We start from the raw sequence: 16042 nt of genomic DNA, 5'->3' as shown, positions 1-16042 counted from the left end.
TCTGGAGAAACCCCCGAGCGGCGGGGAGATAAGCCTAAGTGACCTGACCAGCCTTGAGCAGGACAGCAGGTCGTCTGTTGATTAGGAACGAGGACAGTGAAATAAAATTTAACAAGAACAGATGATCGCGAAGATCAATGGGCATCCCATTGCAGCATCCGCACCCGGCAATGCTTCATCGCATTGACGATGTGCTTTTCGACCAGCGCCTTGGAAATGCCTAGCTGTTCGGCGATCTCCGGGTGCGACAAACCTTCGATCTTGCGCAGCAGGAAACTCTCGCGACACAACCGAGGCAGTTCGGCCAAGGCACGCTGGAGCATGTCGAGGCGCTGGCCGTGATCGAGGCTGCTGAGGGGGGACGGACTGAAATAGCGTTCTTCATTGTCGAGCACTTCCAGCGACTCGACCTGACGCAAGGCATTGCGCCGGTGATCGTCGATCACCAGGTTCAGCGCGGTGCGATAAAGAAAGGCTCGCGGCTGCTCGATCGGCGTGTCGCTGGAGCGTTCCAGGACCCGCAGATAAGCGTCATGCACCACATCTTCGGCGACCTGACGGTTGCCGAGCTTGGCGTTCAGGAAACACACCAGCTCGCGATAGTAGTTTTCCAACATGACTCCGGCACGGGGGGCGGTTTCTGTCCTTGAACCAGGCTATCGACGCCAAAAACAGGCAACGGCACGATAGTGGCAGTTTGAGATGCGTAATTTATAGTAATTCTCATATAGATTTAAAGTATTGCTTTGGCTTGCCCGACAAATAGTCATGGTCTAGCGCCAGTACGCCCCCTGCAGGAGCTGCCGAAGGCTGCGATCTTTTGATTTTTAAAGATCAAAAGATCGCCGCCTCGTTTCACTCGACAGCTCCTACAGGTCCTGCAGATCCACAGGTACGGGCGCAGGTGTTACGCCATGTGTCGCGGGCTAAATTCCCCGCTGCCGTCCTCGTCTACAAGGACAGCTCCATGTCCCTGCCGGCTCCACGGCAGTGTTTAACTGCTTTGGAACCCTGCATGAAACATCCCCGTCAGACCCGACGCGCCCTGCTTGCCGCACTCAGCCTGATCCCCGTTATCGCCGTCGCCGCCTGGCAGATCATCCCGCCCGGCCGTGACCAGTTCGCGACCGTGCAGGTCACCCGCGCCGACATCGAAAGCAGCGTCACCGCGTTGGGCACCCTGCAACCACGGCGTTACGTCGACGTCGGCGCCCAGGCGTCTGGGCAGATTCAAAAAATCCACGTGGAAGTCGGTGACGTGGTCAAGGAAGGTCAGTTGCTGGTGGAAATCGATCCGTCCACGCAACAGGCCAAACTCGACGCCGGGCGTTTCTCCATCGAAAACCTCAAGGCGCAGCTCCAGGAGCAACGGGCACAACACGACTTGGCGAAACAGAAATTCCAGCGCCAGCAAAACCTCAAGGCCGGCAACGCCACCCGCGAAGAAGACGTGCAGACCGCCGAGGCCGAACTGCGCGCCACCCAGGCGCGCATCGACATGTTCCAGGCGCAAATCCGCCAGGCCCAGGCCAGCCTGCGCAGCGATCAGGCCGAACTCGGTTACACGCGGATTTACGCGCCGATGTCCGGCACCGTCGTGGCGCTCGACGCCCGTGAGGGCCAGACCCTCAACGCCCAGCAACAGACACCGCTGATTCTGCGCATCGCCAAACTGTCGCCGATGACCGTCTGGGCCGAGGTTTCCGAAGCCGACATCGGCCACGTCAAACCCGGGATGAACGCCTGGTTCACCACCCTCAGCGGCGGCACCCGGCGCTGGAAAAGCACCGTACGGCAGATTCTTCCGGTGCCGCCAAAACCCCTGGATCAAACCAGCCAGGGCGGTGGCAGCCCCGCCAGCTCAAGCAAAAGTGGCAGCGCGCGCGTGGTGCTGTACACCGTTTTGCTCGACGTCGACAACGCTGACAATGCCTTGATGGCGGAAATGACCACCCAGGTATTTTTCGTTGCCGACCAGGCGCAAAACGTATTGACCGCACCCATCGCCGCGCTGCAAGCAGGCGCACAGGCCGATCGCCAGATCGCGCAAGTGGTGGCCAAGAACGGCAGCATCGAACAGCGCAACGTCCGCACCGGCATCAGCGATCGCCTGCGGGTACAGATCCTCGACGGCTTGCAGGAAGGCGATCACCTGTTGATCGGTCCGGCCGACGGGAGTGGCGGTTGAATGCAGACGCCCCTGATCGAACTGCAAGGCATCCGCAAAGCCTATGGCGGTGGCGACGCTCCTGAAGTTCATGTGTTACGCGGTATCGATCTGTCGATCCATGCCGGGGAATTCGTGGCGATTGTCGGCGCCTCCGGTTCCGGCAAGTCGACGTTGATGAACATCCTCGGTTGCCTCGACCGCCCGACCTCGGGCGAATACCGCTTCGCCGGGGAAAACGTCGCCGCCCTCGACAGTGATGAACTGGCCTGGTTGCGCCGCGAGGCGTTCGGCTTCGTGTTTCAGGGTTACCACCTGATCCCGTCCGGCTCGGCCCAGGAAAACGTCGAGATGCCGGCGATCTACGCCGGCACTCCGGCCGCCGAACGCCACGCCCGTGCCGCCGCCCTGCTCGACCGCCTCGGCCTGGCCACGCGCACCGGCAACCGCCCGCACCAACTCTCCGGCGGGCAACAGCAACGGGTGTCGATCGCCCGCGCCTTGATGAACGGCGGCCACATCATCCTCGCCGACGAACCCACCGGCGCCCTCGACAGTCACAGCGGCAAGGAAGTCATGGCGCTGCTCGACGAACTGGCGAGCCAGGGCCACGTGGTGATCCTGATCACCCACGACCGCGAAGTGGCGGCGCGGGCCAAGCGCATCATCGAAATCCGCGACGGCCTGATCATCAGCGACAGCGCCCGGGACAATCCCGCCGCGCAAAACTCGGCCAACCCCGGCGCCCTTCAAGCCGTCGATTTACGCAAACGCCTGAGCGAAGGCGCCGAAGCAACTGGCGCCTGGAAAGGCGAACTGGTCGACGCGGTGCAGGCCGCGTGGCGCGTGATGTGGATCAACAAGTTCCGCACCGCGCTGACCCTTCTCGGCATCATCATCGGCGTCGCTTCGGTGGTGGTGATGTTGGCGGTCGGTGAAGGCAGCAAGCGCCAGGTCATGGCGCAGATGGGCGCGTTCGGCTCCAACATCATTTACCTCAGTGGCTCGTCGCCCAATCCGCGCACGCCGCTGGGCATCGTCACCCTCGACGAAGTCAAAGCCGTGGCGAGCCTGCCGCAAGTGATGCGCATCATGCCGGTCAACGGCCAGGAAGCCGGGGTGCGTTTCGGCAACCTCGACCACTTGAGCTACGTCGGCGGTAACGACACCAACTTCCCGGCGATCTTCAACTGGCCGGTGGTCGAAGGCAGCTACTTCACCGAAGCCGATGAACAGAACGCCGCAGCGGTGGCGGTGATCGGCCACAAAGTGCGGACCAAATTGCTCAAGGACGTGGCCAACCCTATCGGCCAGTACATCCTGATCGAAAACGTGCCGTTCCAGGTGGTCGGCGTGCTGGCGGAAAAAGGCGCCAGCTCCGGCGATTCCGACAGCGACGACCGCATCGCCATCCCCTACTCCGCCGCCAGCGTGCGCTTGTTCGGCACGCATAACCCGGAGTACATCGCGATTGCCGCCGCCGATGCGCGCAAGGTCAAGGAGACGGAACACGCCATCGAACAGTTGATGCTGCGCCTGCACAACGGCAAGAAGGATTTCGAGTTGACCAACAATGCGGCGATGATCCAGGCCGAAGCGCGCACGCAAAACACCCTGTCGCTGATGCTCGGTTCAATCGCGGCGATTTCGCTGCTGGTGGGCGGCATCGGCGTGATGAACATCATGCTCATGACCGTGCGCGAGCGTACCCGCGAGATCGGCATTCGCATGGCCACTGGCGCCCGGCAACGCGACATCCTGCGCCAGTTCCTCACCGAAGCGGTGATGCTCTCAGTGGTCGGTGGCCTCGCCGGGATCGCCCTGGCGCTGATGGTCGGCGGCGTGCTGATCCTCAGTGAAGTCGCCGTCGCGTTCTCGTTGATAGCGGTGCTCGGCGCCTTCGGCTGCGCCCTGGTCACCGGTGTTGTCTTCGGCTTCATGCCGGCCCGCAAAGCTGCCCGACTCGACCCGGTCACGGCCCTTACCAGTGAATGATTTCTCCATGAAGCCGCAATTGAGTCTGTTGACCCTCTGCCTGCTGCTCGGTGCTTGTGGCAGTTCCGCCCAGCGCCCGGACAGCGGCATCCAGCCACCCGCCACTTGGCACTCACCGCACACCCAAGGCGCCGTTCATGACAACCGGCAATGGTGGAACCGTTTCGGCAGTCCGCAGCTGGGACGGCTGATCGAACAGGCGCGGGTCGGCAGTTACGACCTGGCCGCCGCCATGGCCCGGGTGCGCCAGGCGCAGGCCGAAACCGTGGTCGCTGGCGGTTCGCAGCTGCCGGAGGTCAAAGCCGCGCTCAATGCCAATCGGCAGAAACTGCTGCGCGGCGACGGCTACAGCCAACTGGACGCAGACAGCGACAACAGCGCCGTCGATTACTTCAACGCCAGCCTCAGTGCCAGTTATGAAATCGACTTCTGGGGCGGCCAGAGCGCCTCCCGCGACAGTGCGCAATTCGCCTTGCAGGCCAGCGAGTTCGATCAAGCGACCGTGGAGCTGACGCTGCTCAGCGGTGTGGCCAACGGCTACGCACAAACCTTGTCGTTGCAGGAGCAGAGCCGCATTGCCGAGTTGAATCTGGCCAATGCGCAAAACGTGTTGAAACTGGTGCAGACCCGTTTCGATTCCGGCTCTGCGACGGCTCTGGAATTAGCCCAGCAGAAAAGCCTGGTGGCGGCACAACAACGGCAATTGCCGCTGGTGCAGCAACAGGCCAGGGACGCACAGATCAGCCTCGCCACCTTGCTCGGCCGCCCGGTGCAGGAACTGACGCTGGGTCAGGAACACTTCGATCAATTGTCATGGCCGGCCATCGACGCCGGGGTGCCCAGCCAGTTGCTCAGCCGCCGTCCGGACATCGCCCGGGCCGAGGCGCAACTGGCCGCCGCCCAGGCTGACGTCACCGTCGCCCGCGCTGCGATGTTCCCGACCGTGACCCTGAGCGCGGAAATCGGCTCCGGCGCCGACAGTGCTGGCGACATTCTGCGCAGCCCGTTCTACAACCTGACCGCCGGACTGCTCGCCCCGGTGTTCAACAATGGTCGCCTAGGCGCCGAGCGCGACAAGGCCACGGCCCGCCAGGAAGAACTGCTGGAAACCTACCGCGGCGCGATCATCAATGGTTTCGCCGACGTGGAAAGGGCACTGAACAGCATTCGTGGACTGGACCAACAGCGGCAATGGCAAAGCGAAGAACTGAGCCAGGCGCAGACAGCCTTCAACATTGCGCAAAGTCGCTATGAGGCCGGGGCCGAAGATTTGCTGACCGTACTGGAAACCCAGCGCACGCTGTATGCGGCGCAGGATTTGAATGTGCAGCTAAGGCTGTCGCGGATGCAGGCGAGTATTGCGTTGTACAAGGCGTTGGGTGGAGGGTGGCAGGTTCTGTAATTGCGGCGTTTGAGAGGCCGCCATCGCTGGCAAGCCAGCTCCCACAGCGGGTTAAGTTTGCCGCACGACCTGTGCACGACGCATAACCTGTGGGAGCTGGCTTGCCAGCGATCGAACGATAACGCGGTCCTCAAACCTGTCTTTGCTTGGCCTTCAAATGCCGCGCGTACCACGGCCGTTGCGGCACCTTCCGGAACAGATCCGCGAGCTTCTTTTCATCCTCGCCAAAGGTAATGCGCAACGCCAGCTTCATGGTCTCCGGGTCCATTTCCACCGACTTGCCCGCCTGCAACCCCGGCGTGGTGCTGCAACCGTGGGTTCCCGGACCGAGCCACGGATCATCGATTTCCACCCAGCGCCCCGGCGCAAACCACGGCACGCCATTGACCTCCAGCCGACTCACCTGCCCCGGATGAAAACGCTCATGGGCGCGGAACCAGTCTTCCAGGCGATCATCGATCCAGCCATGAAAATGCCAGAACACCGGGTTCACATGGGACGAAAACGGGTCGCCGAGAAAGTCGTTTTCCGGCGCAAACCAGCGCGCGGAAAAGTCCGACGGATCGCGGGCGAACGGCACGGGGTGGCCGTTGGACGGATCGCGCGGCACCGAAGCCCAGCGCATGTGCAGCCAGTCGTGCAGGCCCAGCTCCACCTCCGACCCAAACTGCCCCAGAGTCAACTTCGACAGATAACGCGGATCACGATACTGCGACTCCCAAACCTGGAAATTGCTGTGATAGGTCTCGGCGGTCTTGATGTCGGCGACCCATTGCGAGTATTCGGCATCGTCATCCGCCAGCCACGTCGGAGGCAATGCCGTGCCGTCATGGTTGTCGAAGTAATGGGCGAAACCGATGCGATCCCGTGCCAGTTCCGGTTGTGGCAGCGGGAACTGCTGCCAGGACGGTAAATCCATCATCGAACGCGCCGTGCCGAGCATGTGCCGGTGCATGAAGAAAAAATCCACGCCCGAGCCGTTGCGATCCTTGCGCTTGCCCCGGGCGTCGCGCTCCTTGTCTCGCGGGCCGGGTTGCCAGCCGATGCCGCGCAAGGCGCTGCGCTTGTCTTCGGGCAATGTGTGCCATTTGTCCCGGGACGCATGCCAGAGCTGGTGAAACAGACGATGTTCGGGTGACACCAGCCAAGCCAGCAACGTCGGGTTCAGCCCCGTACGCTCACGAGCCTCCGGGAATACCCGTTTGACGGCGATGAAGTGATTATCCTGGGCGGTCATCATCAACGGGCGGTCCAGATCCACCACGCGACCACTGAGCGAACCGCTGCCGGCATTACCGAACCCGGCCCAGACTTCGTCCAGCGCCATGCTGAATTCGTAGGCGCAAGTGCCCTGGCTGCCGAGCAAGCGCCAGCTCAACTGCGCCGGTTTGACCCCGGCCAGATCGCCGAGCACCCGGTAGCGCGGTTGTTCGTTCGAGCGCAAACGCTCGGCGGTGTCGAGAAAACCGATCAGGCCGCGCCCCTTGTGGCCGATGTCGAGAAACACTTCCAGCCCGTCCAGAGGCAAACCTTCAAGCCCCGCATCACGACCCTCGAAACGAATCTGCCAGACACCGCGCAGCGTGTCCGCCAAGCGTTGCCCGGCGACATCCGCGACATCGAACGTCGCTTCGCCGGGGGTGATCGTCGGATCCGGTTTCGTCCATTCGCGATGCCCATAAAAAGCCGCAGGCACGGCCGCGCCGGTCAGCGCCAGGCCTGCCATGAACCATCGTCGAGAAATCGTCATTGCCCTACCTGTGTCAGCCATGAAGCAGGCTTTATCCAAGCTAGAACGTTTGTTGCCCGCCGAAATTTAAAAGCATCGCTGGCAAGCCAGCTCCCACAGTTGACAGTGGTGTTCACTGTGGGAGCTGGCTTGCCAGCGATGGGGCCCGCACAAACACTAAATTCCTTCGTCACCCATACGTTCTCACCAGATAGCAAAGCCCCCAGCGCCCATCCCGGGGCGGCAACCCTGACCGAGACGGCAATGACAAAACCACGTTCGAAAAAGGCTCTTTTCATCGGCCTGCCGCTGGCCCTGGCGATCAGCGCCGGTGCCGGTTTCGCGGCCTGGGATTACTGGTTCAAGGACAATCCCGGCTACCCGGCCAAGGTCATGAAACAGGCCGACGAGTTGCAGGAGCGCCTGCTCTCGTTCGACAGCCACATCACCGTGCCGATGGATTTTGGCACCGCCGGCAATGAAGCCGACAAGGACGGCAGCGGCCAGTTCGACCTGATCAAGACCGGACGCGGACGTTTGTCCGGCGCGGCCCTGACGATCTTTGGCTGGCCGGAAATATGGAACGGCGAGAACGCGCCGCATCGGCCCACCGCCGGTTTCGTCGAAGAAGCGCGGTTCGAGCAGGAAACCCGCTACAAAATCATCTCGACGATGGTGCGCGACTTCCCCAACCAGGTCGCCATCGCCTACACCCCTGACGATTTCCGCCGCCTGCATGGCGAAGGCAAGTTCGCGATTTTCCTCAGCATGCTCAACGCCTACCCGCTGGGTAACGACCTCAACGCCCTGGACAACTGGGCGGCCCGGGGCATGCGTATGTTCGGCTTCAGTTATGTAGGCAACAACGCCTGGGCCGATTCGTCGCGGCCGCTGCCGTTTTTCAACGATTCCCGGGACGCCCTCGGCGGCCTCTCGGACATCGGCAAACAAGCGGTGCATCGCCTCAACGACCTCGGTGTGATCATTGATGTGTCACAGATGTCGACCAAGGCCCTGGAGCAAGTGGCCCGGTTGAGCCGCACACCGATGGTTGCATCGCACTCGGCGCCGCGTGCATTGGTGGACATCCCGCGCAACCTCAGCGACCACGAAATGCAACTGATCAAGGACAGCGGCGGCGTGGTGCAGATCGTTGGTTTCCCGACTTACATCCGCCCGCTGAGCCAGGCCACCCAGGACAAACTCAACGCCCTGCGCGCGCGTTTCGACCTGCAACCGTTGCAGGGCCTGGAGATGGCGCTGATGCCGGGCGATCCAATCATCACCGTGTGGTCCGAGCAGCGTTTCGGCGAGTACGCCAGCCAGCTCTACGCGATTGTCGACGAAGAACCCAAAGCCACTCTCAAGGATTACGGCGACGCCATTGATTACGCGGTGAAGAAAATCGGCATCGATCACGTCGGCATCAGTTCCGACTTCAACGATGGCGGCGGCCTCAATGGCTGGAAGGACGTCAGCGAGGCGCGCAACGTGACCGCCGAACTGATCAGTCGCGGCTACAGCGAGGCCGATATCGCCAAGCTCTGGGGCGGCAATTTCCTGCGGGTCTGGGACCAGGTGCAGAAGTCCTCCAAGCCTGTGGCGAAAAACTGATTTCCTCTTTTGTATAAGCGAACCGAGCCATGACCAACCGTCGTTCTTTCCTCAAGCAGGCCGGCATTCTCGCCGCCGGCCTGCCCCTGACTGCCGGTGTGAACCTGCCGGCGCTGGCCGGCACTCCGCCACCGTTACCCAAGGGTAAATGGGCGCAATTGCGGCAGTTGTTCAATCAGGATCCGGATTACCTGCACTTCGCCAATTTCCTGGTGACCTCGCACCCCACGCCAGTGCGCAACGCCATCGACCTGCACCGCGCCAACATCGACCGCAACCCTGGCCGGGCGATGGATTGGGACTTGCAGGAAACCGAGAAGCGCGAGCACAACGTGCGGGTCTGGGCCGGGCGCTACCTCAATGCCAAGCCCGAACAGATCGCCCTCACCGGCAGCACCACCGAAGGCCTGGCGATGATTTATGGCGGCATTCATGTGCGCCCGGATCAGGAAATCCTGGTCAGCGAACACGAACACTATTCCACCCACTACACCCTGGAATTCCGCCAGCAACGCCAGGGTACCAAGGTGCGCAAGCTCAAGCTGTTCGAGAGCAGCCGCGATATTTCGGTGGACGAAGTGTTGGACTCGATCACTAAAGGCATCCGTCCTGAAACCCGTGTACTGGGCATGACCTGGGTGCAATCGGGCAGTGGCGTAAAACTGCCGATCGGCGAAATCGGCAAACTGGTCGAAGAGCAGAACCAAAAGCGCGACGACAAGGACCGCATTCTCTATGTGGTCGACGGCGTGCACGGCTTTGGTGTCGAGGACCTCGAGTTTCCCGACATGCACTGCGACTTCTTCATCGCCGGCACCCACAAATGGATGTTCGGCCCCCGTGGCACCGGGATCATTTGCGCCCGCTCGGCCGAGCTCAAGGACGTCACGCCGATCATTCCGACCTTCTCCGAAGCCACCACCTTCTCGACCATCATGACCCCCGGCGGCTATCACAGCTTCGAACACCGCTGGGCCGCAGACGAAGCGTTCAAGTTGCATCTGTATCTGGGCAAGGCTGAGGTTCAGGCGCGTATCCACGAACTCAATACTTACGCCAAGAATCGCCTGCGGGAGCAGCCGCAGGTCGAGCTGGTCACCCCGCAAAGTCCGCAGCTGTCCGCCGGTTTTACCTTCTTCCGGATCAAGGATATGGACTGCGAAAAGGTCGCTGGCGGGCTGATGCAAAACCGCGTGGTCTGCGATGCCGTGGAGCGCGATGCCGGGCCCGTGGTGCGCATCGCCCCGGGCCTGCTCAACAGCGAACACGAAATCGACCGCTTCGTGGCGCTGCTCAACAAAACCGCATGAAGCCGTGGCCCTCCCGCCTGTGGCCATGGCGCTTTTACGTGGCGAGGGAGCTTGCTCCCGCTGGGCTGCGAAGCGGCCCCAAAACCTGCGCGCACAGTTGTGTCTGACACACCGCGTGCAAGGGTATTGCGACTGCTGCGCAGTCGAGCGGGAGCAAGCTCCCTCGCCACAGACACCTGCCTGGCCACAAGCAAGCCGTTTGGCCGCAATTGCGTTTTTCTTGATTGAGAGGACTCATGACTCATAACTTCCCGCACGCGCCACTCAAGGCCCTTGCCCTGTCCGCCCTCATGCTGCTTCCGGCTGCTGCCCAGGCCGCCACTCCACCGCCACCCGGCAAAGTATTCAAAGACTGCCGCGACTGCCCGGAAATGATCGTATTGCCCGCCGGAACCTTCACCATGGGCACCCCGGAAGACGAAGTGGGCCGCGAACCCGATGAAGGGCCGATGCATGACGTGACCTTCGCCAAGCCATTCGCCATGAGCCGTTTCCAGGTGACCGCCGGTGAGTGGGACAACTACATACGCGAGAGCGGCGTGACCATCGCCAACGGCGATACCCGGCCCGGTCGCGAGTGCATCGCCAGCAAGCCGCGTTATCCGCAGAACCCGCGTCAGCCGGCGGTGTGCATGAACTTCGATGACGTTAAAAACTACGTCGCCTGGCTGTCGAAGAAAACCGGGCAGAAGTACAGCATGGTCAGCGAAGCCCAGCGCGAATACGCCGCCCGTGGCGGCAGCAAAGGCCCGTTCCCCTTCCCGTTCGATGAAGGCAAGGAATACAGCATCGCCAAACATGCCAACACCTATGGCCCAACGGACGGCTACAGCTTCAGTTCGCCGGTGGGCAGCTACCCGCCCAACGCTTTCGGCATGTACGACATGCACGGCAACGTTTACGAATGGGTCGAAGACTGCGAACACCCGAACTACATCGGCGCCCCCACCGATGGCAGCGCCTGGCTGGAACCCAATTGCGAAGCCGTGCGCATTCGCGGAAATGACTGGGGCGAAGCGCCGGTGTTCTCCCGCTCCGGCAACCGCAACAGCCAGTATCCGCAGGAGCGTGGCGACTGGATGGGCTTTCGCGTAGTGCGCGACCTCTAAATTCACATCCCCCCTGTAGGAGCTGCCGCAGGCTGCGATCTTTTGGCGATGATTGTTTAAAAACAAGATCAAAAGATCGCAGCCTTCGGCAGCTCCTACAGGGGTCCGTGTTGTCAGTGAGCGCTAAATTACGTGCTCGACCAGACGTTCTACTGGGTATCTGCCTTACGACCCAAGGAACAGTCTTCCATGACCCAGCCAACCCGTGGCGCCATCGGCGAGTTGTTCGCCCTGTTGAAACCTTTTCGGCTCATCGTCGCCGCGTCCATCTTCCTGGGCATGGTCGGCGGCCTGAGCGTCACTGTGCTGCTGGCGACCATCAACAATGCCCTGCATTCGCAAACCGGCCTGACCCAAGGCGTGGTCGCACTGTTCGCCGGCCTGTGTCTGTTGGCGCTGGCCAGTTCGATCTGTTCCGACATCGGCACCAACTACGTCGGCCAGCACATCATCGCCAAGCTGCGCAAACAGCTGGGTGAAAAGGTCCTGTCGGCGCCGATCGAACAGATCGAGCGCTACCGCAGCCATCGCCTGATCCCGGTGCTGACCCACGACGTCGACACCATCAGCGACTTCGCCTTCGCCTTCGCGCCGCTGGCGATTTCCGTCACCGTGACCCTCGGTTGCATGGGTTACCTGGCGATCCTGTCGTGGCCGATGTTCCTGATCATGGTCGCGGCGATCCTGATCGGCACGGCGATCCAGGCCTACGCCCAAAGCAAGGGCGTGCAGGGTTTCATGGCCGCCCGCGACGCCGAAGACGAATTGCAAAAGCACTACAACGCGATTGCCGAAGGCGCCAAGGAACTGCGCATCCACCGGCCACGCCGCCAGCGCATGTTCACGTCCGGCATCAAGGCCACCGCCGAGTTCATCTGCAATACCCAAGTGCGTTCGATCAACACCTTCGTCATCGCCAAGACCTTCGGCTCGATGCTGTTCTTCGTGGTTATCGGCCTGGCCCTGGCGCTGCAAACCTTCTGGCCGAGCGCCGATAAAACCGTGATGAGCGGCTTCGTGCTGGTGCTGCTGTACATGAAAGGTCCGCTGGAACACTTGATCAGCACCCTGCCCATCGTCAGCCGCGCACAGATTGCCTTCCGCCGTATCGCCGAGTTGTCGGAGCAGTTTTCCACCCCTGAGCCGCACCTGCTGCTCAGCGATCAAGGCAACGTCAAACCTGCGGTGCACGAGCTGCAACTGGCCGATGTGCGCTACGCGTTCCCGTCGGTGGACGGTGCCGCGCCGTTTCAACTGGGGCCGGTCAACCTGTCGATCAAACAAGGCGACATCACCTTCATCGTCGGCGAGAACGGTTGCGGCAAGACCACGCTGATCAAGTTGCTGCTGGGCCTGTACACGCCGCAGCAGGGCGAAATCCGCGTCAATGGCGAAACCATCGACGCCCGAAACCGCGATGACTATCGCCAGTTGTTCACCACCATCTTCGCCGACTACTACCTGTTCGATGATGTGGTCCAGGGCGACATGCAGATCCCGGAAGACGCCAACAAGTACCTGCAACGCCTGGAGATCGCGCACAAGGTCAGCGTCAAGGACGGCAATTTCACCACCACTGACCTCTCCACCGGCCAGCGCAAACGCCTGGCGCTGGTCAATGCCTGGCTGGAAGAACGCCCGGTGCTGGTGTTCGACGAATGGGCCGCCGACCAGGACCCGACCTTCCGCCGCATCTTCTACACCGAGCTGCTGCCGGACCTGAAACGACTGGGCAAAACCATCATCGTGATCTCCCACGACGACCGTTATTTCGACGTCGCGGACCAGTTGGTGCGCATGGAGAGCGGACGGGTTGTCACCGAGCTGATGCCTGCCTGATTAGCTGAGATCTGTGGTTGAAACCCATTTGTGGCGAGGGAGCTTGCTCCCGCTGGGTCGCGAAGCGGCCCCCAAAAAGCCAAGGCCTGCTGCGCAGTCCAGCGGGAGCAAGCTCCCTCGCCACAGGAAACCTCTTCAAAAGAACCACCTGAAAACTCACTCGTTCATCATTTTGAAATTTCTTTTCCGGTTTCGCATTCGCGCCCCGTCTTAATAATCATTCCTATTAACAAAAACTCTGCACGACACTTTTCAGGAGCACAGGCAAGTAATGCGATCTCTTCCACGCCGCACACCTCTCGCGCTGGCCGTACAGCGCCCGACTCTGCACAGAAACCTGTTGACCAGCGTACTGCTGACCGCCACCTTGCTGGGGAGCTCGATGGCCAATGCTGCACCTGTGAAAGTGAGTATTGCCGTACAACCGCTGTCCAGCGCACTGACCGAACTGGGCATGCAAACCAACCTGCAAATCCTCTACAGCCCGGATCAGGTTGCGGGCATCAAGTCCCGCGCGGTCTCCGGTTCGCTGGAGCCATCCGCTGCCTTGGCCGAGATGCTCAAAGGCACCGGCATTTCGTTCCAGATCAACGGCAACAGCGTGACCCTGGTATCCGGCAGCGGCTCGAGCCTGCAACTGGGCGCGACCACCATTTCCGGCCAGGCCCTGGGCCTGACCACCGAAGACACCGGTTCCTACACCACCGGCGCGACCACCACCGCCACCAAGTTGCCGCTGACCATCCGTGAAACGCCGCAGTCGGTGACCGTGGTCACTCGCCAGCAAATGGACGACCGTGGCGTCACCAGTGTCAGCGACGCCTTGCGCAACACCCCCGGCGTCACCATGCAGAAGTACGACAGCGACCGTACCGAGTTTTCCGCCCGGGGCTTTGCCATCACCAACTTTCAGTACGATGGCGTCAACATTCCCTACGACGGCGTCTACGGTGAAAACCCGAACAACAGCGACGATTCGGCCAGCCTCGACCGCATCGAAATCATCAAGGGCTCGACCGGCCTGATGACCGGCGCCGGTGACCCGGCCGCCACCGTCAACCTGGTCCGTAAAAAACCGACCAAGGACTTCAAGGCTTCAGTCAGCGCCACCGCCGGTTCGTGGGACAACTACCGCACCGAAGGCGACGTCTCCGGCTCTCTCAACGATACCGGCAGCGTGCGCGGCCGCTTCGTCGGCGCCCTGCAAGACAAAGATTCGTACATCGACCACTACAGCCAGAAAAAAGACCTGTACTACGGCGTCCTCGAAGCCGACCTGACCGACGACACCCTGCTGACCCTGGGCGTCGACCAGTCCAGCGCCACCCCGCGCGGCAGTTCCTGGACCGGTAACTCGCCGTTCTACACCGACGGCGGCCGCACCGAGTTCTCCCGCAGTTTCAACCCGGGCTCTGACTGGAGCCGTCGTGACTTCGACAGCACCACCTATTTCGCCTCGCTGGAACAAGCGCTGGCCAATGACTGGAAACTCAAAGTCAGCCTCGATCAGAAAACCACCGATCACGACACCCAACTGGCCTCGGCCAGCGGCGGCTACCCGGATCGCGCCACCGGCGAAGGCATGTTCTTTTACTGGGGGCGCTGGGAAGGCCATCGCGTACAAAACACAGCTGACATCAACGTCTCCGGCCCGTTCTCCCTGGGTGGTCGCGAGCATGAGCTGGTGGCGGGCTTCATGACTTCCCACTCCCGCCAGACCGGTGCAACTTACGACTCCAGCGCCTTCGAGCTGGTGCCGGGCAACATCTTTGACTGGGAAGGTCACATCGGCAAACAGGAGTTCCCGAAAAACGGCAAATACGAGCGTACCCAGAGCCAGAACGGCGCTTACCTGGCCACGCGCCTGCGTCCGACCGACGACCTGTCGTTCATCCTCGGCGGCCGTGTCAGCACCTTCAAGTACAACGAAGATTACAGCTACTACCCGGGTGCGGGCCTTGCCGACACTCACGCCAGCTACAAGGAACACGGCGTCGTCACGCCTTACGCCGGTGTGGTCTATGACCTGGACGATACCTACTCGGTCTACGCCAGCTACACCAGCATTTACCAGCCACAAATCTACAAGGACGCCAGTGGCAAGACCCTGGAACCGGTTGAAGGCAACAGCTACGAAACCGGTCTGAAAGCGGCCTACTTCGAAGGCAAGTTGAACGCCAGCCTGGCCTTCTTCCGCATCGAGCAGGACAACGTCGCCCAGTACGTCACCACCGACACCAGCACCGGACAGGACGTCTACAAGCCAATCTCCGGCGCGACCACCCAAGGCCTGGAACTGGAGATGGCCGGCGAACTGGCCGAAGGCTGGAACCTGTCGGCCGGCTACACCTACGCCCGTACCCGCGACGAAGACGAGCAACGCATCTTCGGCTTCCCGCTGGCCACCACCAAACCCGAGCATGTGGTGCGTACATTTACCACCTACCGCCTGCCTGGCGCGCTGGACCAGTTCACCGTCGGTGGCGGCGTCAGCTGGCAGAGTTCGTTCTACGGCCAGAGCTTCAACCCTAGCGTCGATGGCAGTGGTGTGGGCTCCACCGTCAATCTCAAACAAGGCGGCTACACCCTTGTCGACCTGATGACGCGTTTTCAATACGACGAACACCTGAGCTTCACCGCCAACGCCAACAACGTCTTCGACAAGAAGTACCTGACTGGCCTGGGCAACTTCGGCACCACGTTCTACGGCGAGCCGCGTAACCTGCAACTGACCGCGAAGTACGACTTCTGAGTTTGAGCTGAAATGAAAAATGCCCGCATCGTGAGATGCGGGCATTTTTTTATGGCTGAAGGGTTTTGGTGAAAGTGATGCCGCCATCGCTGGCAAGCCAGCTCCCACAGGATTGATGTGGATCG

10 protein-coding genes are annotated in these 16042 nt (G+C 61.5%); 8 read left to right on the top strand and 2 right to left on the bottom strand.

Annotated features, from left to right (window positions below; translation table 11 throughout):
• Nucleotides 1-134: 134 nt before the first annotated feature.
• Nucleotides 135-617, bottom strand: a complete 483-nt coding sequence (locus NL64_RS17130; RefSeq protein WP_034149262.1) for a sigma-70 family RNA polymerase sigma factor — start codon at nucleotides 615-617, stop codon at nucleotides 135-137.
• A 398-nt stretch (nucleotides 618-1015) separates the two neighbouring features.
• On the opposite strand from NL64_RS17130, the gene NL64_RS17125 reads away from it, so the two are divergent.
• Genes NL64_RS17125 through NL64_RS17115 form a run of 3 tightly spaced genes read left to right on the top strand, consistent with a single transcriptional unit; the run spans nucleotide 1016 to nucleotide 5564 of the window.
• A complete protein-coding gene (locus NL64_RS17125) occupies nucleotides 1016-2188 on the top strand; it encodes an efflux RND transporter periplasmic adaptor subunit (RefSeq protein WP_034149261.1) in 1173 nt (390 codons plus the stop codon).
• Nucleotides 2189-4162, top strand: coding sequence for a MacB family efflux pump subunit (locus tag NL64_RS17120; RefSeq protein ID WP_034149260.1), 1974 nt, complete (start codon nucleotides 2189-2191; stop codon nucleotides 4160-4162).
• Between the two features lie 7 nt (nucleotides 4163-4169).
• Nucleotides 4170-5564, top strand: coding sequence for an efflux transporter outer membrane subunit (locus tag NL64_RS17115; protein ID WP_034149259.1), 1395 nt, complete (start codon nucleotides 4170-4172; stop codon nucleotides 5562-5564).
• Nucleotides 5565-5694: 130 nt separating this feature from the next.
• On the opposite strand, the gene pvdP is transcribed toward NL64_RS17115, so the two are convergent.
• Complete coding sequence (gene pvdP / locus NL64_RS17110; RefSeq protein WP_034149258.1) at nucleotides 5695-7314, bottom strand: pyoverdine maturation tyrosinase PvdP; 1620 nt, start codon at nucleotides 7312-7314, stop codon at nucleotides 5695-5697.
• Between the two features lie 243 nt (nucleotides 7315-7557).
• Between pvdP and pvdM the strand changes: the two genes are divergently transcribed.
• The 5 genes from pvdM (at nucleotide 7558) to NL64_RS17085 (ending at nucleotide 15917) form a co-directional block, all read left to right on the top strand.
• Entirely contained in the window at nucleotides 7558-8907 is a 1350-nt protein-coding gene (gene pvdM / locus NL64_RS17105) for a pyoverdine-tailoring dipeptidase-like protein PvdM (RefSeq protein ID WP_034149257.1), read from the top strand.
• Nucleotides 8908-8936: 29 nt separating this feature from the next.
• Nucleotides 8937-10217: a pyoverdine-tailoring periplasmic protein PvdN gene (pvdN, locus tag NL64_RS17100; RefSeq protein ID WP_034149256.1), complete on the top strand. Its 1281-nt coding sequence runs from the start codon at nucleotides 8937-8939 to the stop codon at nucleotides 10215-10217.
• 236 nt (nucleotides 10218-10453) lie between these two features.
• Nucleotides 10454-11326 carry a dihydropyoverdine dehydrogenase gene (gene pvdO, locus NL64_RS17095; RefSeq protein ID WP_034149255.1) on the top strand — a complete coding sequence of 291 codons (873 nt, stop codon included), beginning with the start codon at nucleotides 10454-10456 and terminating at the stop codon, nucleotides 11324-11326.
• 189 nt (nucleotides 11327-11515) lie between these two features.
• Nucleotides 11516-13165 (top strand): cyclic peptide export ABC transporter, encoded by a 1650-nt coding sequence (locus NL64_RS17090; RefSeq protein ID WP_034149254.1) that lies wholly within the window; start codon nucleotides 11516-11518, stop codon nucleotides 13163-13165.
• 271 nt (nucleotides 13166-13436) lie between these two features.
• Nucleotides 13437-15917: a TonB-dependent siderophore receptor gene (locus tag NL64_RS17085; RefSeq protein WP_034149253.1), complete on the top strand. Its 2481-nt coding sequence runs from the start codon at nucleotides 13437-13439 to the stop codon at nucleotides 15915-15917.
• The last annotated feature ends 125 nt before the right edge of the window (nucleotides 15918-16042 follow it).

Origin of the sequence: Pseudomonas fluorescens, assembly GCF_000802965.1 — a bacterium.
GTDB lineage: Bacteria > Pseudomonadota > Gammaproteobacteria > Pseudomonadales > Pseudomonadaceae > Aquipseudomonas > Aquipseudomonas fluorescens_A.
Note: the sequence above shows the minus strand (reverse complement) of the source record. Positions and strands in the feature narration are given on the sequence as shown.

What these genes read in the sequence shown, in the direction of transcription:
- NL64_RS17115 (WP_034149259.1), top strand. Translation starts at nt 4,170, where the DNA reads ATGAAGCCGCAATTGAGTCTGTTGACCCTCTGCCTGCTGCTCGGTGCT.
- NL64_RS17120 (WP_034149260.1), top strand. Translation starts at nt 2,189, where the DNA reads ATGCAGACGCCCCTGATCGAACTGCAAGGCATCCGCAAAGCCTATGGC.
- pvdO (WP_034149255.1), top strand. Translation starts at nt 10,454, where the DNA reads ATGACTCATAACTTCCCGCACGCGCCACTCAAGGCCCTTGCCCTGTCC.
- pvdP (WP_034149258.1), bottom strand. Translation starts at nt 7,314, where the DNA reads ATGACGATTTCTCGACGATGGTTCATGGCAGGCCTGGCGCTGACCGGC.
- NL64_RS17085 (WP_034149253.1), top strand. Translation starts at nt 13,437, where the DNA reads ATGCGATCTCTTCCACGCCGCACACCTCTCGCGCTGGCCGTACAGCGC.
- pvdN (WP_034149256.1), top strand. Translation starts at nt 8,937, where the DNA reads ATGACCAACCGTCGTTCTTTCCTCAAGCAGGCCGGCATTCTCGCCGCC.
- pvdM (WP_034149257.1), top strand. Translation starts at nt 7,558, where the DNA reads ATGACAAAACCACGTTCGAAAAAGGCTCTTTTCATCGGCCTGCCGCTG.
- NL64_RS17130 (WP_034149262.1), bottom strand. Translation starts at nt 617, where the DNA reads ATGTTGGAAAACTACTATCGCGAGCTGGTGTGTTTCCTGAACGCCAAG.
- NL64_RS17125 (WP_034149261.1), top strand. Translation starts at nt 1,016, where the DNA reads ATGAAACATCCCCGTCAGACCCGACGCGCCCTGCTTGCCGCACTCAGC.
- NL64_RS17090 (WP_034149254.1), top strand. Translation starts at nt 11,516, where the DNA reads ATGACCCAGCCAACCCGTGGCGCCATCGGCGAGTTGTTCGCCCTGTTG.